This window comes from Geobacillus sp. GHH01, from assembly GCF_000336445.1.
GTDB classification, from domain to species: Bacteria; Bacillota; Bacilli; order Bacillales; family Anoxybacillaceae; genus Geobacillus; species Geobacillus zalihae.
Genome location: NC_020210.1, coordinates 1876618 through 1897420, shown reverse-complemented (window position 1 = coordinate 1897420; position 20803 = coordinate 1876618). Strand labels below are relative to the sequence as shown.

Below are 20803 nucleotides of genomic sequence, written 5' to 3'. Positions count from 1 at the left end.
ACAAAGAGGGGGGGGTTCGCGGCGTTTCTTAAGTTTTTCCAGCCTTGGCGCTGATTTCGGAAGGATTTCTATTGAAGAATGAGGGTGAAAAAAGGTGCCCGTGAAGAAATTCAGGGCACTTTCGCATGATCGTTTTATAATCGATTTTGCAAAAATCGAAGCAGCTCATCCGCTTGATTGCCGATGAGGGCGATCAGCTGTTCAAACATCGCATCGCGCTCGAGGTCAAGTTCAATGATGCGCTTGGCCAGTTCGAGGGCTTGTTTGTCCATGGCGGCGTCCTCCTTCGATCGTCTGGGCGGGGTGGAATCGTTCATATTCGCGGCGCAGTTCGGCCATTGTCCACTCTTCGAGACGCTCGCGGTCGGCGGCTAAGCCGAACTGCATCAGTCGTTCGATGTAAAATTGCTTTTTCTTCCGCACGGCGCTTCTCATCCATGTCCCCATTCGATTCCCTCCCTGTTTTTACCTTTACCATATCATCTTTTTCTTCAGCATACAGCAAATGTGTTAAGCACATTTACAGGAAATTTAAAAAATATGTTAATTTTATTTACAAAAGTTAGCGGGCTAACATCATTTTTTGTATAATTACGTTAGAAAATATAACGAATTGAGGTGAGGAGTATGACAGCTCATCCGCAAGAAGATCACTACAAATACAAAAAAGTCATTTCGATCGGGGTTGTCAGTGAACTGACCGGGCTGTCGCAGCGGCAAATTCGTTATTACGAGGAACGGAAGCTGGTGTTCCCTGACCGTTCGAAAGGCATCCGCAAATATTCGTTCGCCGATGTGGAGCAGTTGATGAAAATCGCCAATCAGCGCGAGGAAGGGGTATCGACGTGGGAAATCCGTCAGGAAATGACGAAAGAGCTGCGCGAGCGGATGTTGAAAGGGCAAATGAATGCGCATTTTCGGATGCGTTCCTAGAAGGCAGGTGAAAAATGGCTGTCACGCGCAAATCAGCGGCATTTCGCCAAAAAAGAAAGATGGCCTCGCAAGGTTTCTCTAATTGAAAAACGTCTGGGATCAGCAACTTTTTGTACTAAATCACCAGCCCTCTAGGGGTTCGGACAGATTCGAATTTTGGATGCATCCCTGCTTGGAAGCAGAGCATGCGGAAAACCGCCTGGCCGTGTGCCAACAGGATGTAAACACAGCGGCGTTTGTCCAATCATAAGAGCATAGTTGCTTGGCGCGCACAGAGATTCGTGCGCGCTTTTTTTGTTGCAGGATCAAAAGGTTGGTTTAAAAATATTAATCTTTTTTATTAAATGACTAGACAAATAAATATAAATGTATATAATTTAAATTGAAAACGATATCATTTGTTTTACTCAATGCAAAGAGGAGGAATGAACCATGAAACGGATTTTATTGGCGTGCAGTTCTGGAATGTCGACAAGCTTGCTAGTGACTAAAATGCAGGAGTATGCCAAATCCGTCGGTGAGGAGGCAGAGATTTGGGCGGTCGGCCAAGATCAGGCGAAAAAAGAGATGGCCAAAGCTGATGTCGTCCTTATTGGTCCACAAATGAGCTTTTTGAAAGGGGAATTGCAAAAAGAAGCGCAAAAATATGGCATTCCAGTCGATGTCATTGACATGGTGGCTTATGGGATGGCGGATGGCAAAAAAGTGTATGAGCAGGCATTAAAATTGATGGGGGACAAATAAGATGGAAAAAATCGATGTCAATCAACTCACCAATGAACAAGTTGCTTTCCAGTTGATTTTGCATAGCGGCAATGCCCGCAGCAAAATCGTCCAAGCCATCCGTGAATACCGGACAGGACGAGTCGGAGATGCGGAACGGCTGATCCAAGAAGCAGAGCAAGACTTAAGCATAGCTCATGATGTTCATTTTCAACTTATTCAAAAAGAAGCTGGCGGCGAGCAACCCAATATTACATTGCTTCTCATGCATGCGGAAGACCATGTCATGTCAACGCTGGCGATGAAAGAGATTGTAAAAGAAATGCTCGCACTGTTGAAGGAACGAAACGTGTGAAGGGAGGATGGCGGCATGAACCAAGCATTATTCGAAAAACTAAGCAAAATTCTCGTTCCGATCGCGGGAAAGTTGAACAATAGCCGTTATTTACAAGTGTTGCGCGATGCCTTTATGTTGGCGTTTCCGTTGACGATTTTCGGTTCAATCGCGGTCGTCATCGCTAACTTGCCGTTTTTGGACAAGGTGATGAGTGAAAACAGCCTCAATACACTCAAGGAGATGCTCGGCGTTGCTCCAAATGCAACGATGGGCGTGATGACGATTTTCGTTGTATTCGGCATCGGCTACTATTTATCGAAAAGTTATGAAGTCGAAGGGGTTTTTGGCGGTGCGATCGCGTTAGCTTCTTTTCTCTTGTTGACGCCATTCGTTTTGCAGGTTGAGGGGAAAGAGGCTGTGCAAGGAGTCATCCCGCTCGACCGACTAGGGGCAAAAGGGATGTTTCTTGGCATGATTACGGCCTTTCTCGCTGGGGAGATTTACCGGAAAGTTGTGCAAAAAAATATTACTATCAAAATGCCGGCCGGGGTGCCGCCGGCGGTTGCGAAGTCGTTTGCGGCGTTGATTCCGGCGGTGGTCACCCTGACCTTTTTCCTCGTCGTCAACATTATTGTAACACAAATTTTTAAAACTAACATGCATGATGTGATTTACAATGCAGTGCAAGCTCCGCTTGTCGGGCTGGGAAGCGGCATTATTGCAACGATGATCGCGATTTTTGTCACGCAAATTTTGTGGTTTTTCGGGCTGCACGGGCAAATCATCATTAACTCGGTGATGGATCCGATTTGGAACACACTGTCGCTCGAAAACTTAAATGCGTATACAAAAACGGGGGAAGTTCCGCATGTCGTCAGCAAACAGTTTATTGAAATTTACACGGTCGGCATGGGCGGAACGGGAATGACGCTCGCTGTCATTTTCGCCATCTTGCTCTTTATGAAGAGCAAGCAAATGAAGCAGGTGGCGAAGCTCGGGCTTGGGCCGGGAATCTTTAACGTCAATGAACCGATTATTTTCGGCTTGCCGGTTGTGATGAATCCGCTCGTCATCGTCCCATGGATTTTGGCGCCGATGGTCGTTACGTTGGTGACGTATTTGGCGATGTCCTCAGGCCTTGTCCCGCCGCCTAACGGCGTAGCGGTGCCATGGACGGTGCCGATTTTCATCAACGGCATTATGGCGACGAACTCGCTGGCCGGCGGATTGCTGCAAGTGGTCAACTTCTTGATTGTGCTTGTCATTTGGTTTCCATTCTTAAAGTTCATTGACCGGATGAATTTGCAAAAAGAGCGGGAAGAGGGGCAAGACGCCGCGAAAAGTGCATCATAACGATACAGCAAATGAGGTGAATCGCGATGGAACAACAATCGAAGCAACCAATCACATATCGTTTCCCTGCCGGATTTTGGTGGGGGAGTGCGACATCCGCGACGCAAATCGAAGGAGCGGCAAACGAAGGGGGGAAAGGGAAGAACATTTGGGATCATTGGTATGAACAAGAGCCTCACCGCTTTTTTCAAGGCGTCGGCCCGGAGGTGGCATCTGATTTTTATCATCGCTACAAAGAGGACATTGCGTTAATGAAGGAGATCGGCCATAATTCATTCCGGTTTTCCATTTCATGGTCGCGCTTGATTCCGGATGGGGTTGGTGAGGTCAACTCGGAGGCGGTGCGGTTTTACAATGCGGTCATCGATGAATTGCTGGCGAATGGGATTGAACCGTTTGTGAATTTGTACCATTTTGATATGCCGCTGGTGATGCAAAACATTGGCGGATGGGAAAATCGCGAGGTTATCGATGCTTATGCCCGCTATGCCAGCCTTTGCTTTCAACTGTTTGGCGATCGGGTGAAAACATGGTTTACGCACAATGAACCCATTGTCCCTGTAGAAGGCGGGTATTTGTACGATTTCCACTATCCGAATGTAGTTGACTTCCGCCGCGCCGTGCAGGTGGCTTACCATACGATGATCGCCCATGCCAAAGCGGTTGCCGCCTTCCGCAGGGCGGCGATACAGGGTGGAAAGATCGGCATTATTTTGAATTTAACGCCGTCTTATCCGCGCAGCCAACATCCGGCTGATGTGAAAGCGGCGCATATCGCTGATTTGTTGTTTAACCGCAGTTTCTTGGATCCTGCGGTAAAAGGAGAATACCCGCAAGATTTAATCGAGCTGTTGGATGAATACGGCTTTTTGCCTGTGACGAAAGCTAACGATCGCGAACTTATCAAAGAAAATACGATCGATTTGCTTGGCATCAACTACTATCAACCGCGCCGCGTCAAGGCGAAAGAAAATATGCCAAATCCGGAAGCCCCGTTTTTGCCTGAACGGTTTTTCGACTACTATGCCATGCCGGGGCGGAAAATGAACCCGTATCGTGGTTGGGAAATTTATGAAAAAGGAATTTATGATATTTTAATCAATATTAAGGAAAACTATGGAAACATTGAGTGCTTTATTTCCGAAAACGGCATGGGCGTTGAAGGAGAAGAACGGTTTCGTGATGAAAGCGGCATGATTCATGACGACTACCGGATTGAATTTATTCGCGAGCATTTAAAATGGGTGCATCGCGCGATTGAAGAAGGGGTCAATGTGAAAGGATACCACCTTTGGACATTTATGGACAACTGGTCGTGGACGAATGCCTACAAAAATCGGTACGGATTGGTCGCTGTTGACCTGGACAATCATTTGAAACGGACGATTAAAAAGAGCGGCTACTGGTTGAAAACAGTGGCGGAAAACAATGGGTTTTAAGTGAAAGAAAAGGCGTCCCGGACAGCGGGGCGCTTTTTGTCGGTCGGGAAACCAGGACGGCGAAATCGGTGAAGGAGAAAGCCGCATTGAGTATTGTGCAAACAGATGATTGTTCGTACAATGAAAATAGGATAATGACAAGGGATGAAAACGATGCCGAAATATGAGCAAATTTCGAATGAGATCCGCAGACGAATTAAAGAGGGAGTGTATTCCCTAGACGCGCCGATTCCAGACGAAATCTCGCTCGCCGAGGAGTTTGGCTGCAGCCGGATGACGGTAAAGCGGGCGCTTGATGTGCTCGTATCCGAAGGGCTGTTGTATCGAAAGCGCGGTCATGGCACGTTTATTGTAAAATCCGCCATGCTTGACGGATTGGTGAATGTCGTCAGCAACGAAACACTTGGCTTGACGAGTTTATTGAAAGGGCGAAAGGTGACAAGCCAAATCATTACGTTCGAAGTATTGTTTCCATCCGATGAAGTAGCCGCCCATTTGTGCATTGACACGAACACACCGGTGTACCACTTGATTCGGCTGCGCAATGTTGATGGGGAGCCGTACGTCATTGAACGGACGTATATGCCCGTCCATTTGATCCCGGGGCTCAATGAAACGGTGCTTCATGGCTCGATTTATCGTTACATCACTCACGAGCTCGGCTTAACGATTGCAGGGTCGCACCGGAAAATCCGCGCAGATAAACCGAATGAGCTTGATCGCCAGTACTTGCAGTGCGCGCCCGACGATCCAGTGCTGGAATTGGAGCAGGTTGGTTTTTTGAACAACGGGGAGCCGTTTGAATACTCGTTTTCCCGCCATCGGTATGACAAATTCGTATTCGTCACGGTAAGCACCCGCCGCTAAATGACGCCTGCTTTCGCGATCCGGGGAAGGCAGGCGCATTTTGGTGCCGTTCAGGGGGGGCTCTTTCTGTCTTTCTTCATAAAAGGTTGGTGACAACCAATCTTTTTATTTAATTCGGGTGGTAGTTGATCAGAAAGAAGAGCAGATCTGACAATGTTTCTCCAATTGAAATAGGGTTGGAATGATCCGCCTTTTGCATGAAATCACCACCCTTCTAGAAAGCTGGTGATTTAGTGAAAAGTCGCAGAAAACGGAATCTCTTCTCAAATGGAGAAGTCCTGTAACATCAACGCTTCTCTTTCAGCCGAAAGCAACGGGTTCGGCGAAATCGGTCGTTTTTCACCAGTCCTCTAGAGGGCCGGTGATTTAGTACAAAATGCCGCTATTCCATCTTTTTCTCAATTAGAGAAGCCTTGCGAAATCAGCCTTCTTTTTTTGGTGAAATGCCGCTGATTTGCTCGTGGCAGCCGTTTTTCACCGGCCTTCTAGGGCACAAGGCGCTTTCTGACACATCTTTTGTTTGATCGAAACAGCTGTGGTGCTTGATTCATTCGGAACGGCGGCTAAAAACTGCTTGTACAGGGGAAGTGTTCGATTAGGGCGAGGAAACAGAGATGTGACTTCAGTACGCGCGTCTCCCGACTGGTCATGCAGCGATCTTTTCTCCTTTTTTCTCCATTTATAATGCCGCTCGATCGATTCCATAATGTAAATGGATAGAACGAGCAGGGGAAGGATGCCGCCAATGAGAAGCAAAGCGACGCAGTGGCTGTTGTCTGTATGGGGACTGATGGATCCACTCTATTATGCATGTTCCCGCCTTGAATATGCTGGTGGGAAAGAGAACGGCTGTCGTTCCATTTTTCGCGTCCGTTTGCTTCGATACAAGGGTGAAACCATTCACCTTTCGGACGGAACGACGATTGCGGCCAATGACTGGCTGTTGAAAATTCACCTTCATAATGTTCGTCTGCTTCGCGAACTGATGCAGTATCGAAGCGATATTCAAAAAGGACGTTATATTTTCGAACAAGTGAAGGCCAGTTTGCCGTATGTTGCCCATTATCTTTACCATCACGAACAGTCCGCCAGCATAAAAGGGATTATCGGCGTGACGATGTTAAACAAAGGTTGTGAGAGACTCGGATTTGATGTCATTAACATTGGCAATTCATTTTACCGTTGGTTTAAAATGGCATCCCATTGGCCGATGATGACAGTGGCCCAACACCGTCTCATGCCGCTTGTCCGTCCGCCGAAATATTTGGTGATGTCAAAGGGAAAATTGTTTTCGTTGTACGGCTGCCATCTCATCCACTAACTCCCTCTTTCTTCTCTCCTCCATTTCACTATAATGGGTATCGAGGGAGGAGAGAAGACGATGACATTCTTTTTTGTTTTTCTTGCAATCTTGTCATTGCTTGCTTTGGTCATTCGCAAAGCCCACCGCAATACGTATGAAGCGGTTTTGCATAAAGTCCAAGTCGGTCGTTCAGAGGATGGAGATGGAGCCCTTCGGATTTTGCAGCTATCGGATTTGCATCTTGAAAAACTGTCGATCACCCCGGACGATTTATACGAAAAGCTGAAAGAGGAAGCGATCGATTTGATCGCGTTGACGGGCGACTTTTTGGACCGTGAGGAAAGCATCGCCAAGCTCGGTCCGTATTTGGCCGCGCTGAATGCATTGAAACCGACGTACGGCATGTATGCGGTGTTTGGCAACCACGATTACGTGCTGCAAGGCGAACCGTTTGCGCGCTTGAAAGCGACGCTTGAGGCGCACGGCTGCGTCGTCTTGCAAAACGAGACGAAAACGATCACCGTCAACGGTCAAACCGTCAATATCATCGGCATCGATGACTTTTACACGGGGCGCAGCGACATCGAAAAGGCGTATGCGGGCGTGAAAGACGGCATCAACCTTGTGTTGACGCACGATCCGGACATCGTGCCGCATATGAAAGACTATCATTTTGACTACTTGTTGTCCGGCCATTTCCACGGCGGACAAATTCATTGGCCAAAGCCGTACCATTTGGCGAAAATGAGCAAAACGCTCACCGAGCGGAACATGATCAAAGGTTATCATGAATGGGAGGGAAAACCGTTTTATATCAACGAAGGGCTTGGGCAAACCGGGGTGAACATCCGGATCGGCTCGAAGCCGGAAGTGACGCTCCACTTGTTGGCGCTGCCGTCCCGAAGAGAAGCGGTGAAAGCTGTCTAATTGGCAGCTTTTTATTTTTTTAGGTAGGAAAGCGGTTTCGCTTGCGCGTGCCACCATGCGGCGCGCTTTTTGTGTAGACTCGTCTCCCCGTTGTTGGGGGAAAATCAATGACAGTTTGCATAGACAAGGGAAACCATCGCCATACTTTTTAAAGAAAGGAGTGAATGGCCAATGGAACCGTCGTGGAAAGCTCTCTTGCCATTTTTAGTTGTCATCCCGATTTCGATTTGGACGAAGCAAGTCATCCCCGGGCTGTTTGTCGGGCTGTTGGTTGGCAGTTATTTGATGACCCCGTCCTTGCTTGGCGGGTTGCGGACGATGCTTCATTACGTTGTTGACAACTTAATGCAGACGAACAACATTCGCATCATCATTTTCTTGTATGTGTTCGCCGGTCTTGTGAGCATGATCAAATACACCGGCGGAATCAAAGGATTTGTCCATCTCGTCAGCCAAAAAGTGAAATCGGCCAAAACCGCTATGCTGCTGACGTGGATTTCGACGATGGTGACGTTTAGCGACCCCGATTTTCGCATCGTCACCGTCGCGCCGATCATGAAGGCGCTGCGCAAACGGCTCGGGCTGTCGTCCCAGCAAATCGGCTTTGCCATTGAGGTGACATCCAACCCGGTTGTCGCGCTCATCCCAATTGCCACCGCGTTTGTCGGCTATATGGTGTCGGTCATCGATAAGGCGCTTGATACGGCCGGCATCGGCGCGGAGCCGTACATCGTGTACGTCCGAAGCATTCCGTTTAACTTTTTCTCGTATGCCATTATTGCCGTCGGGCTCTACTACAGTTTTTTTGTCTATTCGCGCCAAAAACAAGCAGCAGTAAGCGAAAAGCGGAAAGAGGCGCCGATTCGGAGCTGGAACGAGCGGTTGGCGCTCGAAATGGCGGAAGAACAGCGGCCGGCTGACCATGAACCCAATGAAGCGCAAGGGGAAGAAGGGGACGCGATGCAGACATGCCCGCGCGCCTACCAAAAAGAAACGCCGGTCAAGCCGTGGAATTTGATCGTTCCGCTTTCGATCGTGCTTGTCTTGACGTTGTTTTTAAGCTGGTGGGACGGCCGCCGGGGGGCAAGAACGTTTTGGCAGGCGTTTTTGCAAAGCGATGCGCTCGGCGCGATGTTGGAGGCGCTGTTGTTTACCGTCATCATTACAGTTGCTTTCTTCCTTTGGCAGCGATTTAAATTGAACGATTTGTTGACGCATTTTGTCAAAGGCGGCAATGAGCTGATTTCCGTCATTTTAATGCTGGCGCTCATTTGGGCGCTGTCGGCTGTGGCGGAGGATTTAGGGTTTTCGCAATACATTACGGGCCATGTCAAAGAATGGATTCCGCCGTTTTTCGTCGCCCCGATTTTGTTTTTGCTTGGCGCTGTCATTTCCTATTTCATCGGCTCGTCGTGGGGGACGTGGGGGATGTTGATGCCGCTTGGCGTAACGCTAGCGAGCCAGTCGGGAACGAACATTTTGCCGGTCATCGGCGCGGTGTTTGCGAGCGGGACGTTCGGGGCGTTTGCGTCGCCGCTTAGCGACAATACGGTGACGCTTTGCACCATTTTGGATTTGCCGGTGATGGAATACGCGCGAACGAAGCTGATTCCGTCGTTGATCGCCGCCGGCATCGCCGCCGTTTTGTTCGGCGCGACATCGTTTCTTTTGCATTAACGCCGTTATCGCCCTCTTTCGCCTTCCGTGATACACTAAAAGAAAAAAGAAAGGGGAACGCTGATGGGAGAGGCGGAACGGCGGCTTGAGGAGCTCGGCCAATGGCGGGAGGAAGATCCGAAAGAACGGCTCGAGCAGCTGAATGAGCGGCTCGCGGTGGAGGATGCGTATTATCGGGCCGCAGAAGATGAGAGGGCGCGCGAACGGTATTACCGCCATCTGCCGCTTGAAGGGGACGGATTGATGTTGTTTGTCCGCTATCATGAACTGGCGGCGCACACCCATAAGCGGCGGCTGCCGTATTTTTTCAGCAAGGATGAGTATTTGTACACATGGGTCGACTTGCACCCGGACGGAACGGTGCGCAGCTTGTATTCCGGCGAGCGGAAAGATCCACGAACACTGATCGTTCAAGATGTGGAAACGATGAAGCGGCGTTATGAAGAGTTTCGTCAACTGTTGAGAAGGACGAAAAATGGATGGGGCGATGTGCACGAGCGGGTGAACACGATCGAGCAGCAATGGAAATTCAATGCGGAACATGTTGTCCCGCAGTCGTGGTTTGGCGCCCGCGAACCGATGAAAGGCGATTTGCATCATTTATTCGTTTGCCAGCCGGAGTGCAATACGATGCGGTCGAATTTTCCGTACGCGGATTTCCCGTTTTACAATCCGGAAGATCCCGACGAGCAAATCCAAAACCGCTGCGGCGTCGTCCATAACGGCTATTTCGAGCCGGAATACGGCAAAGGGACGGCGGCAAGGGCGATGCTTTACTTTCTGCTTCGCTACCCGAAGGCGATCGCGAAATCATTCCGGCGCAAAATCGATATTCCGCTCCTTGTCCGTTGGCACGAACAATTTCCGCCAACGGTGTATGAGCATCATCGCAACAGCGCGATTTTCTTCATCCAAGGCAACCGCAATCCGTTCATTGATTTCCCGGAACTAGCGGGAAGGATGGTGTTTCCGTTTGAGGGGGCGCTGTGAAATGAGATTGAGGGCGGATGTCCGCTTTTTGTTTCCAAAGAGCGCCTAATCGTCCGAGAGCGGAAAAACAGCGTGATAATAGGCAGAAAAGCTGTCTCCGAAAAACGGTCGTTTCATTTCGGGAGACAGCTTTTTTGCGGCTAAACAAAGCGTGAGAGAGGTCAAGCGGAAATCGTTTGTTCATCCGTTGCCTGGCGGTCTGCTTGTTTGCGGAAGTACGTTGCGACAATCGGGCCGGAAATATTGTGCCAGACGCTGAAAATAGCGCTTGGAACGGCGGCGAGCGGCGAAAAATGGGCGGTCGCTAAAGCCGCACCAAGCCCAGAGTTTTGCATGCCCACTTCAATGGAAATCGCCTTTTGTTTTGGCGGCGACAGGCGAAACAGTTTGGCAAACCAATACCCAAGCAGCAAGCCCAATCCGTTATGAACAACGACAATAAGAAAAATCAGAAGCCCGCTTTTGGCAATGGCCGCTTGGTTTTGCCCGACGACGGCGGCGACGATGGCAACAATGGCGATGACCGAAACGAGCGGCAGCGCCGGGATGCACGCTTTTACTTGCTTTTGGAACAGCGCCTGGGCGATGAGCCCTAAAACAATCGGAATCAGCACGACTTTAACGATCGACCAAAACAAGGCGGCAGCGGACACCGACAGCCATTTTCCCGCTAAAAGCAAAATGAGCGACGGCGTCAAAATCGGCGCTAAAATCGTCGAAACAGAAGTGACGGCGACCGACAGCGCCGTATCCCCTTTCGCCAAATACGTCATGACGTTGGACGCCGTCCCGCCCGGGCAGCAGCCGACTAAAATAATGCCGAGCGCCACCTCACGTGAAACCGGCAGAAAGTAAGCGAGCAAAAACGCGACAAGCGGCATGATGAGAAACTGGGCAACGACGCCGATTAACACATCAAGCGGACGCTTGAACACCTCTTTAAAATCGTTCGCTGACAGCGTCAATCCCATGCCAAACATCACGATGCCTAGAAGCGGCACGATATACGGAGCGATCCACGTAAATGCGCTGGGAGCGAAAAAGGCGAGCGCTCCAAACAGAAGCACCCAGATGGCAAAGGTGTTGCCGACAAAGTTGCTGATTTTTCCTAGTGTGTTCATTGAGCTTCCTCCTTGAGCAAAGATGGGAAAGATATACAAAAGATTATATACACTTTTCAGAAAAATTCAACTGATGAGGTGGCGAATTTTGAAGAAATGATGACAATGAGGAATGATTGTGAAAAAAGTCACTCCTTTCTTCTTTGCTTATGGTATGATTGGAATTGAGAAGAAGAATCATTATTGAACCACAGGAGAGACGGATAGAAAAACAGGGGGAAATGATCATGGTGCTGACTGATTTGCATAAAGGGGAAACAGCGGTCGTCGTCCGTCTGGCCATTGAGCAGGAGGCACTGAAACAGCGTCTTCTTCATCTAGGGGTGAAAGAAGGGAAAACGGTGCGGTTGAAAGCCGCGATGCCGTTTGGCGGACCGGTGATGATCGAAATCGATGGACAGGCGATCGGCTTGCGGCGCAAAGAGGCGTCATCGATCGAGGTGAAATAAATGTCCTACATCGCTTTATTTGGCAATCCAAACACCGGCAAAACGTCATTGTTTAACTGCTTAACTGGGTCTTATGAATATGTGGGCAACTGGAGCGGGGTGACGGTCGAGAAAAAAATCGGAGTGCTCCGCCAGCACGGGGTTTCGGTGGTCGACTTGCCCGGCGTGTATTCGCTTCAGCCGCTGTCGCGTGATGAAGGAGTGGCGACCGATTTTTTATTGACCGAGCCGTGCTCAGCGATTGTCAATATCGTTGACGCGTCGCAGTTGCGCCGCAATTTGCATTTGACCGTTCAGCTGCTGGAATTTGGCCGTCCCGTTGTCATCGCGCTAAACATGGTCGATGTGGCGGAAAAACGGGGCGTGAAAGTGGACGCCGCTAAACTGTCGAAGTATCTTGGCGTTCCTGTTATCCCGGTCATCGCCCGAACAGGAAAAGGAACGAACGAATTGGTTCACGCCGTTTTGGCGGCAAAAGACAAGCCTCATTCCTCCATCGCCGTCGATTACGGCGTCGAGGTGGAGAATGCCATCCGGAGCATTGCCGAGCAGCTGCCGGACGATGTGCCTGGAAACAAACGATGGGTGGCGTTGCAGTTTTTGGAGGGGAATGAACGCATCGCCGCCTATTTGCGCGGGCGATTCGATTTGTCACCGTTGTTGGCGATCCGTGAGGAGACGGAACAGGCGCTCGGCTGTCAGGCAGCCAAGCATATTTATGAAACGCGTGACCGTTGGATCAGTGAAACAATCGCTGCGACGGCCATCGAGTTTGAGCAAAAACCGCTGACGCTAACGGAAAAAATCGACGCGGTTGTAACAAACCGTTATGTCGGGCTGCCGATTTTTTTGGCGCTGATGTATGTGGTGTTTATGCTGACGTTTAACTGGCTGGGGACGCCGCTTGCCGATCGGCTTGATGCGTTTTTCTCCGGGCCGCTTGCGGATTGGCTGTCCCGTCTTCTCGACTGGGCGGGGGCGTCGCCGTTTATCAAGGCGCTCATCTTGGACGGCATCGTTGCTGGGGTCGGCGGGGTGTTGGTGTTTGTCCCGCAAATTTTCATTTTGTTTTTTTTCATCTCGCTTCTCGAAGACTCCGGATATATGGCGCGCGTGGCGATGGTGATGGATCGGATGATGGAAGCGATCGGGTTAAACGGCAAGGCGTTCATCCCGATGATCATCGGCTTTGGCTGCAACGTTCCCGGAGTGATGGCGGCGCGGACGATCGAGCAGCCGAAAGAACGGCTGTTGACGATCTTGGCGCTGCCGTTTATGTCGTGTTCCGCCCGCTTGCCGGTGTACGCCTTGTTTGCCGGCACGTTTTTCGTCCGCGAACAGGCGCTTGTCGTCTTTTCGCTTTACGTGCTTGGCATTGTAGTGGCTTTGGGGCTCGCCAAGTTGTTCTCATCGACGCTCTTGAAAAACGAAAGTTCGCTGTTTGTCATTGAACTGCCGCCATACCGTATGCCGCAGGCGCTGACGTTATGGCGGAGCACATGGGAGAAAGGAAAAGGGTTCATCCGCAAGGCAGGGACGTTTATTTTCGGTGGTTCGGTCGCCATTTGGCTGTTGACGTACATCGGCCCGCGCGGAGTCGGCGTCGCGATGGATGACAGCTTTCTCGCCGCCATCGGCGGCCTCATCGCTCCGCTGCTCGCCCCGCTTGGCTTTGGCGCCTGGCAGGCGGGCGCGGCTTTGATCACCGGCTTTTTGGCGAAAGAAGTCGTGGTGTCGACGATGAATATTATTTACCACGTTCATGAGGAGAACGGGCTGAAGCAGGTGATCGCCTCCCATTTCACGCCGCTGTCGGCGTTCAGCTTTATGGTGTTCGTCCTGCTTTATACGCCGTGTCTAGCGACGGTGGCGGCGATTCGCAAAGAAACCGGGTCGCGGAAATGGACGTTGTTGTCAATCGGCTGCGCGCTGACGGTTGCGTATGTCATTTCGTTTGCCGTCTATCAGTTTGGGCATATGCTTGGTTATTCATGAAAGGAGAGAGAATCGATGATCGCGAATCTTGTGATTGGCGGAGCGATTTTTGCCTACGCCAGCTGGACGCTTGTCCGCCACGTGAAAAAAAGCGCCAAAGGCGCATGTGCGTCATGCCATGCGGCGAACCATTGCCGAGGCAACTGCGGGACAGAGAGGTAACCTGTTAAGGGCAAACGGATTCCTGACGATGATCGGAATCCGTTTTTCTCATTTTCCGACGAAAGACTTTCGCTTCCATGTTGTAGGATAGCCAAAAAATAAGGGGGGATGAATGGGCAAACTTTCGTTTCAACGGGCTCTGGAGGACAAAAGATCAGGCCGCCCTTTGTTTTGGCTGTTGGGTGTTGTTGCCTCAATGATGGCCGAAAACATCGGGGGTAGAAAGCTTTTTTCGTTCAACCGTTGAAACTCAAGGGAAGACCGTGAGTGTGGAGGATAAACTTTTGACAATACCCAATACCTGCCGCAAGGTAAAAGTATGAAAAGCTGCGAATAGCGAAAAGGCGGCTTTGGATCAAGGTTCGCACAGTTGCGTAAAAACAAAGCAGCAAAAAACGATGTTGTTGTCCTGTCATCCAAGTTTACTGGGTTGGCGATGGAATTTCACGCAATAATTGAACTTGACCCGGCTTTGGCCCGCTCTTTTCCTCACTCTTTTCCTCACTCTTTTCGTTTTTGGATGGGACGGATGTAACTCTCTAATTCGTGGGCAAGATGCTGGATGCAATCATTTCCCCGGAACTTGGCATCCTCGACAAGGTACACCGTGAAATCTTCCGCTTCTTTATTGGTCATAGTGAACTCATATCCATTCAAATCAAGGAACGTGACGAATACGGTTAAAGCCGTCCGCTTATTGCCGTTGTGGAAAATATGACCTGTCGTGATGGAATGGTAATAGCAGCAAGCCTTTTCAATAATCGAAGGGAACTGTTCCTCCCCGAACAATTTCGTTTTCGGTCTTTCCAACATCCACGCGAATTTATCGGGGAATTGGATCCCCGCTTGTTCTGCGTCGTCGTACATTTCCATGACCGTGTAATGGATAAATATGATTTCTTCCGCTGTCAAATAATAAACCATGTTTTCCTCCGGTTGCTCCTTTATCTATATTTCAAGTTGCGCAGCGCTTCGTCATATTTGGAGATCGCGCGGTTCATCGCCATCACGACTTCAGGACGGACTTCTTTTGGAATTCGGTTTGCGCGTTTCATCACGATTTCCCCTCGTTCCTTGTCGTAATATATTTCGATTTCATCGCCTTTATTTAGGTTTAGCATCGTGGCTAAATCTTTCGGGATGCTAACGGACAAACTATTCCCGACTTGGCTAATCCGACGTGTATACGTTTTGTCATTCTTGCTTCCCAACATTTCCGCGTCCATTTCTTTTCCATCTCCTTTCCATAATATGGACAAAAAGGACGTTTTTATCCATAAAATTATTACTGTATAAACAATTATAACAATAATCTTCCGAAAAGCAATACGGAATAATAAAAAAGGGCTTTTTGTCTTTCAACGAGAAAAACGCATGCCGCATTTTTAGAATCGATGTCGTTAGGAGGGAAAGAGGAGTGCCGCATAAAGTGAGCTTGTACGGATATGCCGTCTGTGTGTTATGCCATGCCGGACATAGTGAGGTCGGAAGCGTCAAGCAGTGGAACATGAAACAGCCGCGTCACGGAACGGATCAACGACGGCTATCTTTATTATTGCTTGGGGGATTTAGTTGGTTTATCAAATATCTTTGTCTTGCAGAAGGAATGAGGGATATTCATTGTTGCGACGGACCATCCGTTTATTATCTTGCGCCGTGAAGCCAATCCACATAAGCTTGGAAGCGGAACGGTGAGATGAACGAGGATGGCTTGCTGGCTGTGGGCAGGCGCGCCCAAGAATCTCCTGCCGCTAAGTGTTTGCGCAGTCGGGGGATCATTCCATTGAGGGTAGGTTCTTTTTCACTATTCAATGGATATACATGACGCTGTTTTTGTCGTTTCTTGTTTCAAAGAATGACGAAAACGAAAAGAAGGAAACGATATTCATCAAAATTTGTTTGTAGTTAGGACGAACGGACTATTTACATGGAATGAAAAAAACGGTAAAAATAGAAGCGAGGATAGCAGTTTAGAAAAAAGAGAAAATTCTGTTTATCAAGGGGACAGCATTATGGTTTACGATGGAATCATTTTGTCGTTGTTGATCGGCTGGTTTCGCGGCGGAAGCCTGAAAGGGTTGGCCAACATGAAATTGCGCGGCGGTTGGTTGTTTCCGCTCTTGTTGGCGGTGCAGTTTATCGTCTTTTTCCTTCAAGAACGCATCGAGTGGATCGCCAAAATGAGCAACGTTATTTTTCTTCTCGTCTATATCACAGGACTCGCATTTCTGTGGCTCAACCGCCATCAGCCGGGGTTTCCGGTCATCTTCGCCGGCGTCTTGCTTAACTTTATCGTCATGGCCGTAAACGGCGGACGGATGCCGGTATCGATCGAAGCCGCCCAATTTCTCGGCCGCGAATACATCGAAGCGTTAAAAGCCGGTCTGTACGGCAAGCACCAGGCGATCACATCGGATACACTTCTGCCGTTTCTCGGCGACATCATTCCGCTGTCTCCGCCGTACCCGCGCCAACAAGTCATCAGCATCGGCGACGTTGTGATGAACGTAGGGGCGTTCTTGTTCATCCAGCATCTGATGCTCAGCGCACCGCGCCATGGGGCAGACGATGCTGAGAAAGAAACAACGGCCGCTCCTGCGAATCAATAAACTAATTTTTAAGGGGGAAAAGGACATGAAATTCAAAGTAAAACAAGTATTGATCAATTTGTTCATCCTTGGTTCGGTGATTGTGGCATTGACTTCTGGATTTAGACTGATTGAATAGTTGTGGCTTTTCTGCAAGATTTGATTTAAGATGTTTTCAACACTTGATTAAGAAAATGATTTCATGTATTGCGTCTCTTTTTAGTCTTATTAATCGAATTTTATTCACATGAGAGTGGTTATATATGGCGTTGAATTTTAAAGAAACAGAAAAAATTTATATTATCATAATTTCATTTTTAGGTTTGTCCAGCTTTTGGATTAATCTTGATTTCTTTGCTCAATCCCTTTGGGATTGGGTTTTAATTTATATGTTAGTTGGTTCCATTATTTTGTTGAATTTTTTTCCGATTAGTTTACCTCCTAAAGCTAATTCTTTCTCAATGGACTCATCTATTTATCTTGCTATTTTATTTTTATATGGCATTAGTTTTACTCTGAAAGTTTTGTTTATTTATAGTGTTGTGGAACTGTTTTATAGGCGAAAAATGTCTTTTTGGAGGCATTTATTTAATTTTTCAATGTATTGTTTGATGATATCAGGTGCCTATTATTCCTTTTTGTTTTTCCACGGAGAAATTGGAAAGATAAATTACTACAATCTCCTGCCTTATTTAGTTAGTTTACTGGTTTATTTCGGGATTAATGTTATTTTGATATTGCTTTTCTTTCTCTGCGTGGGTCAAATCTTTAAAGGGGCCCTAGAACTAGGAATTTTAAAAGAGGCATGTGTCAGCTATTCTATTACTCTATTACTTTCATTAGTTTTAGCTATTTTGTTATGGGAAGCAAAATACTTTGGGCTATTCTTACTGATTATTTTAGTGACATTGTTATCTTTTATCTTTAAAAAATTTTTGCAATTATACCAACTAGTCTCCAACCGCGCCAACAAAGACCACCTCACCGGTCTTTACAACCATGGTTTTTTCAAGGAAGCGCTCAAGGAGCAGTTTTCCGACTGCAAACTGCTTAAACAGCCGTTGACATTGGCGTTCCTTGATCTAGACGATTTTAAAAAATACAATGACCGAAACGGCCATTTGCAAGGCGATCGTTTGTTGACTTTTTTCGGGAAACTGCTGCAAAAAGCAGTCGAAGGGACGAACTTCACGGTCGCCCGCTATGGCGGAGAAGAGTTTGCCATTTTAATGCCCAACACGACGAAAGAAGACGCGTACGCGTTTTTAAACCGACTGCGCAAAGAAGTGAACGATACATATTTTGAAGGCGTCGAGCATATTCCGTATCGTTGCCTGTCGTTTTCGTGCGGCATCGCCGAGATGGAAAAAGATATGTACGAAAGCGAGGAATTGATCCATCGCGCCGATCAAGCGCTGTATTACGCCAAGGCGCAAGGGAAAAACAACGTGCAGCTGTATGATAAGCACAATATGTGCTTGGATGAGATTAAGTTTAAGCAAGATTTGGAAGCGCTCGAGCAGCAAGTGAAATTTTTTCTTTCCAAAGATGTCTATACATACCGCCATAGCAAACGGGTGTTTAAATATGCGTTGGAGTTTGGCAGTCGTCTTGATGAGTTGACCGACCATGAACGGCAGACGCTCATTTTAGGGGCGCTCATCCACGACATTGGCAAAATTGAAGTGCCGCGCGATATTTTAAATAAGCGGGGAAAGTTGGAGAAGCATGAATGGGAGATCATCAAAAAGCACGTAACGTGGGGGCGCGAGATTGTGGCGGCGGAGAAGCGATTCGATGAGTTGCTTCCGCTTGTCGAGCTGCATCACGAACGATATGATGGGAAAGGGTATCCGTACGGGCTGAAAGGGGAAGAAATCCCGAAATTGGCCCGCATTTTGTGTATTATCGATTCATTTGACGCGATGACGACTGAGCGGCCGTACCAGCCGACGAAAACGTTTGACGAGGCGCTTGAGGAAATCGAACGTTGCGCAGGAACGCAGTTTGATCCGGTCTATGCGGCGAAGTTTGTCGCGTTTGTGCGGAAGCATTATTTGCCGCTTGCCGAGATGGAGCAACTGAATTAAGTGAAAGAAGGCACTTGCCGATGGCAAGTGTTTTTATTTTGGTTTCGAATGTTTTTGAATGGTTTTTCTTATTTATTGAATGATATTGATAGAAAATGAATGTTTTTGATTGATTTTTTCGTTGTCTTGGGATATGATAGAGTTGTAAGCGATATCCCCGGTGATCGGAGGTGGGAGTGTGCTAACCGAAGAACGCCACCGCTTCATTTTGGAGCTGTTGGCGCAAAAAGGGGTTGTCAAGCTGCAAGAGCTCGTTGACGCGACCGGGGCGTCAGAGTCGACGATTCGCCGTGATTTGACGCAGCTTGAGACCGAAAAGAAACTGCGCCGTGTGCACGGCGGGGCGGCCTTGTTGCAGCAAAAACGCGAAGAGTTGAGCGTGTCGGAAAAGTCGCTGAAATATATAGAGGAAAAGCGGCGGATCGCCGCCTATGCGGCCAGCTTGGTGCAAAAAGGAAACTGCATCTATTTGGACGCGGGAACGACAACGTGGGAAATGATTCCGCACTTGGCTGGCAAAGAGGTCATCGTGGTCACGAACGGCGTGATGCATGTCGAGCGGCTGCTTGAGCATAACGTCACGACGTATTTGGTCGGCGGCATGATCAAGCCGAAAACGAAGGCGTTGATCGGGCGGGGCGCCATCGAGTCGCTGCGGCAGTACCGCTTTGACCAATGCTTCATCGGCGCCAATGGCGTTCATTACGATTATGGTTATACGACGCCGGATCCGGAAGAAGCGCTGGTGAAATATACGGCGATGCAGCTGGCGCAACGTGCGTATGTGCTTGCTGACCATTCGAAGTTGAATGAAAGCTCGTTTGCGAAAATTGCGGATTTGCATGAAGCGGTGTTGATCACCGATGAATTGGATGAAGAGTGGAAAGATTTGTATCGAACTAAAACAACGGTAGAGGTTGTGGCTCCATGATTTACACATGTACGTTGAATCCATCTGTGGATTATATCGTTCACCTCGATGAGTTGCATGTTGGTGAACTGAATCGTTCGGTGAAAACGTTCACATTTCCGGGCGGGAAAGGGATCAATGTATCGCGCGTGTTGAAGCGTTTGGATGTTGACAGCACGGCGCTTGGATTCGTCGGCGGGTTCACCGGCGGGTTCATTGAAAGCGAGCTTCGGAAAGAAGGCATTGCCTGCGATTTTGTTCATGTCCCAGGGCAAACGCGCATTAACGTCAAACTGAAAGCTGGGCGGGAGACGGAAATTAACGGTGAAGGCCCGATGATTGCCGATGACGATGCAACGCAATTGATCGCGAAAGTCGGAGCGCTTTCGGCCGGTGATGTGCTTGTGCTCGCCGGAAGCGCGCCGATGTCGCTGTCGGCGGACATGTACGAGCGATTGGCGGCTCGAGCGGTGAAACGGCGTGTTCGTCTTGTTGTCGATACGAGCGGTCCGGCGCTCGAGGCGCTGCTCGCCTGCCGGCCGTTTCTTGCCAAGCCGAACCACCATGAGCTGGCCGAACTGTTTGGCGCCGCTGTGCTGACGAAAGAAGACATCATCCTCTATGGCCGCCGGTTGGTTGAAAGAGGAGTAGAGCATCTCATCGTCTCGATGGGCGGCGCGGGGGCGTTTTACTTCGGCCGGGAAGCAACGCTGTTTGCCGAAGCGCCAAAAGGAACGGTGAAAAATTCGGTCGGGGCGGGTGATTCGATGGTCGCTGGGTTTTTAGCCGCCCATACGAGCGGAAAACCGATCGAGGAAGCGTTCGCTTACAGTGTCGCCGCCGGAAGCGCGACCGCGTTTTCGGAAGATTTATGCACGAAAGAGGAAGTCGAAGCGCTCGTCGACCGCGTCCGCGTCGTGCGTTTATAGGAGGAAATCA

Annotated in this window: 23 protein-coding genes; 18 read left to right on the top strand and 5 right to left on the bottom strand. The window is 49.0% G+C overall.

The genetic code is table 11. The features are described from left to right. Window positions 1–134: 134 nt before the first annotated feature. Window positions 135–272 carry a hypothetical protein gene (locus GHH_RS19175; RefSeq protein ID WP_015374950.1) on the bottom strand — a complete coding sequence of 46 codons (138 nt, stop codon included), beginning with the start codon at window positions 270–272 and terminating at the stop codon, window positions 135–137. Then, window positions 232–447 carry a Fur-regulated basic protein FbpA gene (locus GHH_RS18265; RefSeq protein WP_015374949.1) on the bottom strand — a complete coding sequence of 72 codons (216 nt, stop codon included), beginning with the start codon at window positions 445–447 and terminating at the stop codon, window positions 232–234. Before GHH_RS18265 ends, GHH_RS19175 begins: the two co-directional genes overlap by 41 nt. Window positions 448–627: 180 nt before the next feature. Between GHH_RS18265 and GHH_RS09370 the strand changes: the two genes are divergently transcribed. The 10 genes from GHH_RS09370 (at window position 628) to GHH_RS09325 (ending at window position 10549) form a co-directional block, all read left to right on the top strand. After that, window positions 628–933, top strand: a complete 306-nt coding sequence (locus GHH_RS09370; RefSeq protein WP_015374948.1) for a MerR family transcriptional regulator — start codon at window positions 628–630, stop codon at window positions 931–933. A gap of 432 nt (window positions 934–1365) precedes the next feature. Next, window positions 1366–1677 carry a PTS sugar transporter subunit IIB gene (locus tag GHH_RS09365; RefSeq protein WP_013145220.1) on the top strand — a complete coding sequence of 104 codons (312 nt, stop codon included), beginning with the start codon at window positions 1366–1368 and terminating at the stop codon, window positions 1675–1677. Between the two features lies 1 nt (window position 1678). Next, window positions 1679–2011, top strand: a complete 333-nt coding sequence (locus GHH_RS09360) for a PTS lactose/cellobiose transporter subunit IIA (protein ID WP_015374947.1) — start codon at window positions 1679–1681, stop codon at window positions 2009–2011. Window positions 2012–2026: 15 nt separating this feature from the next. Further along, window positions 2027–3346: a PTS cellobiose transporter subunit IIC gene (gene celB / locus GHH_RS09355; RefSeq protein ID WP_015374946.1), complete on the top strand. Its 1320-nt coding sequence runs from the start codon at window positions 2027–2029 to the stop codon at window positions 3344–3346. A 26-nt stretch (window positions 3347–3372) separates the two neighbouring features. Then, entirely contained in the window at window positions 3373–4785 is a 1413-nt protein-coding gene (locus tag GHH_RS09350; RefSeq protein WP_015374945.1) for a glycoside hydrolase family 1 protein, read from the top strand. Between the two features lie 153 nt (window positions 4786–4938). Further along, the gene (locus tag GHH_RS09345) at window positions 4939–5652 is read left to right on the top strand and encodes a GntR family transcriptional regulator (protein WP_033006105.1); all 714 of its coding nucleotides are present in this window, start codon (window positions 4939–4941) and stop codon (window positions 5650–5652) included. A 745-nt stretch (window positions 5653–6397) separates the two neighbouring features. Continuing rightward, the gene (locus GHH_RS09340; protein WP_033006121.1) at window positions 6398–6973 is read left to right on the top strand and encodes a hypothetical protein; all 576 of its coding nucleotides are present in this window, start codon (window positions 6398–6400) and stop codon (window positions 6971–6973) included. 60 nt (window positions 6974–7033) lie between these two features. Then, entirely contained in the window at window positions 7034–7882 is an 849-nt protein-coding gene (locus tag GHH_RS09335) for a metallophosphoesterase (RefSeq protein ID WP_015374942.1), read from the top strand. A gap of 171 nt (window positions 7883–8053) precedes the next feature. Next, the gene (locus GHH_RS09330; RefSeq protein WP_015374941.1) at window positions 8054–9559 is read left to right on the top strand and encodes a Na+/H+ antiporter NhaC family protein; all 1506 of its coding nucleotides are present in this window, start codon (window positions 8054–8056) and stop codon (window positions 9557–9559) included. Window positions 9560–9622: 63 nt separating this feature from the next. Beyond that, complete coding sequence (locus tag GHH_RS09325; protein ID WP_015374940.1) at window positions 9623–10549, top strand: endonuclease I family protein; 927 nt, start codon at window positions 9623–9625, stop codon at window positions 10547–10549. 161 nt (window positions 10550–10710) lie between these two features. Here the strand turns inward: GHH_RS09325 and GHH_RS09320 are convergent, their stop codons facing one another. Then, on the bottom strand, window positions 10711–11670 hold the full coding sequence (locus GHH_RS09320; protein ID WP_015374939.1) for a bile acid:sodium symporter family protein: 960 nt from the start codon (window positions 11668–11670) through the stop codon (window positions 10711–10713). Between the two features lie 227 nt (window positions 11671–11897). Here GHH_RS09320 and GHH_RS09315 point away from each other — a divergent pair, with 227 nt between their 5' ends. From GHH_RS09315 to GHH_RS18255, 3 genes are read left to right on the top strand one after another with little or no spacing between them, the layout of a single operon-like run. Further along, window positions 11898–12119 (top strand): FeoA family protein, encoded by a 222-nt coding sequence (locus tag GHH_RS09315; protein ID WP_015374938.1) that lies wholly within the window; start codon window positions 11898–11900, stop codon window positions 12117–12119. Then, window positions 12120–14114 carry a ferrous iron transport protein B gene (gene feoB / locus GHH_RS09310; protein WP_015374937.1) on the top strand — a complete coding sequence of 665 codons (1995 nt, stop codon included), beginning with the start codon at window positions 12120–12122 and terminating at the stop codon, window positions 14112–14114. A 15-nt stretch (window positions 14115–14129) separates the two neighbouring features. Beyond that, window positions 14130–14276, top strand: coding sequence for a FeoB-associated Cys-rich membrane protein (locus GHH_RS18255; protein ID WP_015374936.1), 147 nt, complete (start codon window positions 14130–14132; stop codon window positions 14274–14276). 501 nt (window positions 14277–14777) lie between these two features. On the opposite strand, the gene GHH_RS09305 is transcribed toward GHH_RS18255, so the two are convergent. Continuing rightward, window positions 14778–15200, bottom strand: a complete 423-nt coding sequence (locus GHH_RS09305) for a type II toxin-antitoxin system death-on-curing family toxin (RefSeq protein ID WP_015374934.1) — start codon at window positions 15198–15200, stop codon at window positions 14778–14780. A 20-nt stretch (window positions 15201–15220) separates the two neighbouring features. Next, window positions 15221–15502, bottom strand: coding sequence for an AbrB/MazE/SpoVT family DNA-binding domain-containing protein (locus tag GHH_RS09300; protein WP_014195946.1), 282 nt, complete (start codon window positions 15500–15502; stop codon window positions 15221–15223). Between the two features lie 191 nt (window positions 15503–15693). On the opposite strand from GHH_RS09300, the gene GHH_RS19170 reads away from it, so the two are divergent. From GHH_RS19170 to pfkB, 5 genes are all read left to right on the top strand, one after another. After that, window positions 15694–15936 (top strand): hypothetical protein, encoded by a 243-nt coding sequence (locus GHH_RS19170; RefSeq protein ID WP_015374933.1) that lies wholly within the window; start codon window positions 15694–15696, stop codon window positions 15934–15936. Window positions 15937–16288: 352 nt separating this feature from the next. Beyond that, a complete protein-coding gene (locus tag GHH_RS09295) occupies window positions 16289–16885 on the top strand; it encodes a DUF5317 domain-containing protein (protein WP_015374932.1) in 597 nt (198 codons plus the stop codon). Window positions 16886–17127: 242 nt separating this feature from the next. Further along, window positions 17128–18954 carry a diguanylate cyclase gene (locus GHH_RS09290; protein ID WP_015374930.1) on the top strand — a complete coding sequence of 609 codons (1827 nt, stop codon included), beginning with the start codon at window positions 17128–17130 and terminating at the stop codon, window positions 18952–18954. Between the two features lie 178 nt (window positions 18955–19132). Beyond that, window positions 19133–19885: a DeoR/GlpR family DNA-binding transcription regulator gene (locus tag GHH_RS09285; protein ID WP_015374929.1), complete on the top strand. Its 753-nt coding sequence runs from the start codon at window positions 19133–19135 to the stop codon at window positions 19883–19885. Further along, a complete protein-coding gene (gene pfkB, locus GHH_RS09280) occupies window positions 19882–20793 on the top strand; it encodes a 1-phosphofructokinase (protein WP_015374928.1) in 912 nt (303 codons plus the stop codon). The genes GHH_RS09285 and pfkB overlap by 4 nt, the downstream gene beginning before the upstream one ends. The last annotated feature ends 10 nt before the right edge of the window (window positions 20794–20803 follow it).

Bases quoted from the DNA above. Each gene is read 5' to 3' on its own strand.
- GHH_RS19175 (WP_015374950.1), bottom strand. From the start codon at position 272: ATGGACAAACAAGCCCTCGAACTGGCCAAGCGCATCATTGAACTTGAC.
- pfkB (WP_015374928.1), top strand. From the start codon at position 19,882: ATGATTTACACATGTACGTTGAATCCATCTGTGGATTATATCGTTCAC.
- GHH_RS18265 (WP_015374949.1), bottom strand. From the start codon at position 447: ATGGGGACATGGATGAGAAGCGCCGTGCGGAAGAAAAAGCAATTTTAC.
- GHH_RS09315 (WP_015374938.1), top strand. From the start codon at position 11,898: ATGGTGCTGACTGATTTGCATAAAGGGGAAACAGCGGTCGTCGTCCGT.
- GHH_RS09320 (WP_015374939.1), bottom strand. From the start codon at position 11,670: ATGAACACACTAGGAAAAATCAGCAACTTTGTCGGCAACACCTTTGCC.
- GHH_RS09350 (WP_015374945.1), top strand. From the start codon at position 3,373: ATGGAACAACAATCGAAGCAACCAATCACATATCGTTTCCCTGCCGGA.
- GHH_RS09305 (WP_015374934.1), bottom strand. From the start codon at position 15,200: ATGGTTTATTATTTGACAGCGGAAGAAATCATATTTATCCATTACACG.
- GHH_RS09325 (WP_015374940.1), top strand. From the start codon at position 9,623: ATGGGAGAGGCGGAACGGCGGCTTGAGGAGCTCGGCCAATGGCGGGAG.
- GHH_RS09340 (WP_033006121.1), top strand. From the start codon at position 6,398: ATGAGAAGCAAAGCGACGCAGTGGCTGTTGTCTGTATGGGGACTGATG.
- GHH_RS09365 (WP_013145220.1), top strand. From the start codon at position 1,366: ATGAAACGGATTTTATTGGCGTGCAGTTCTGGAATGTCGACAAGCTTG.
- GHH_RS09360 (WP_015374947.1), top strand. From the start codon at position 1,679: ATGGAAAAAATCGATGTCAATCAACTCACCAATGAACAAGTTGCTTTC.
- GHH_RS09290 (WP_015374930.1), top strand. From the start codon at position 17,128: ATGGCGTTGAATTTTAAAGAAACAGAAAAAATTTATATTATCATAATT.
- GHH_RS09370 (WP_015374948.1), top strand. From the start codon at position 628: ATGACAGCTCATCCGCAAGAAGATCACTACAAATACAAAAAAGTCATT.
- GHH_RS09300 (WP_014195946.1), bottom strand. From the start codon at position 15,502: ATGGACGCGGAAATGTTGGGAAGCAAGAATGACAAAACGTATACACGT.
- GHH_RS09345 (WP_033006105.1), top strand. From the start codon at position 4,939: ATGCCGAAATATGAGCAAATTTCGAATGAGATCCGCAGACGAATTAAA.
- GHH_RS09335 (WP_015374942.1), top strand. From the start codon at position 7,034: ATGACATTCTTTTTTGTTTTTCTTGCAATCTTGTCATTGCTTGCTTTG.
- feoB (WP_015374937.1), top strand. From the start codon at position 12,120: ATGTCCTACATCGCTTTATTTGGCAATCCAAACACCGGCAAAACGTCA.
- GHH_RS09330 (WP_015374941.1), top strand. From the start codon at position 8,054: ATGGAACCGTCGTGGAAAGCTCTCTTGCCATTTTTAGTTGTCATCCCG.
- GHH_RS09295 (WP_015374932.1), top strand. From the start codon at position 16,289: ATGGTTTACGATGGAATCATTTTGTCGTTGTTGATCGGCTGGTTTCGC.
- celB (WP_015374946.1), top strand. From the start codon at position 2,027: ATGAACCAAGCATTATTCGAAAAACTAAGCAAAATTCTCGTTCCGATC.
- GHH_RS18255 (WP_015374936.1), top strand. From the start codon at position 14,130: ATGATCGCGAATCTTGTGATTGGCGGAGCGATTTTTGCCTACGCCAGC.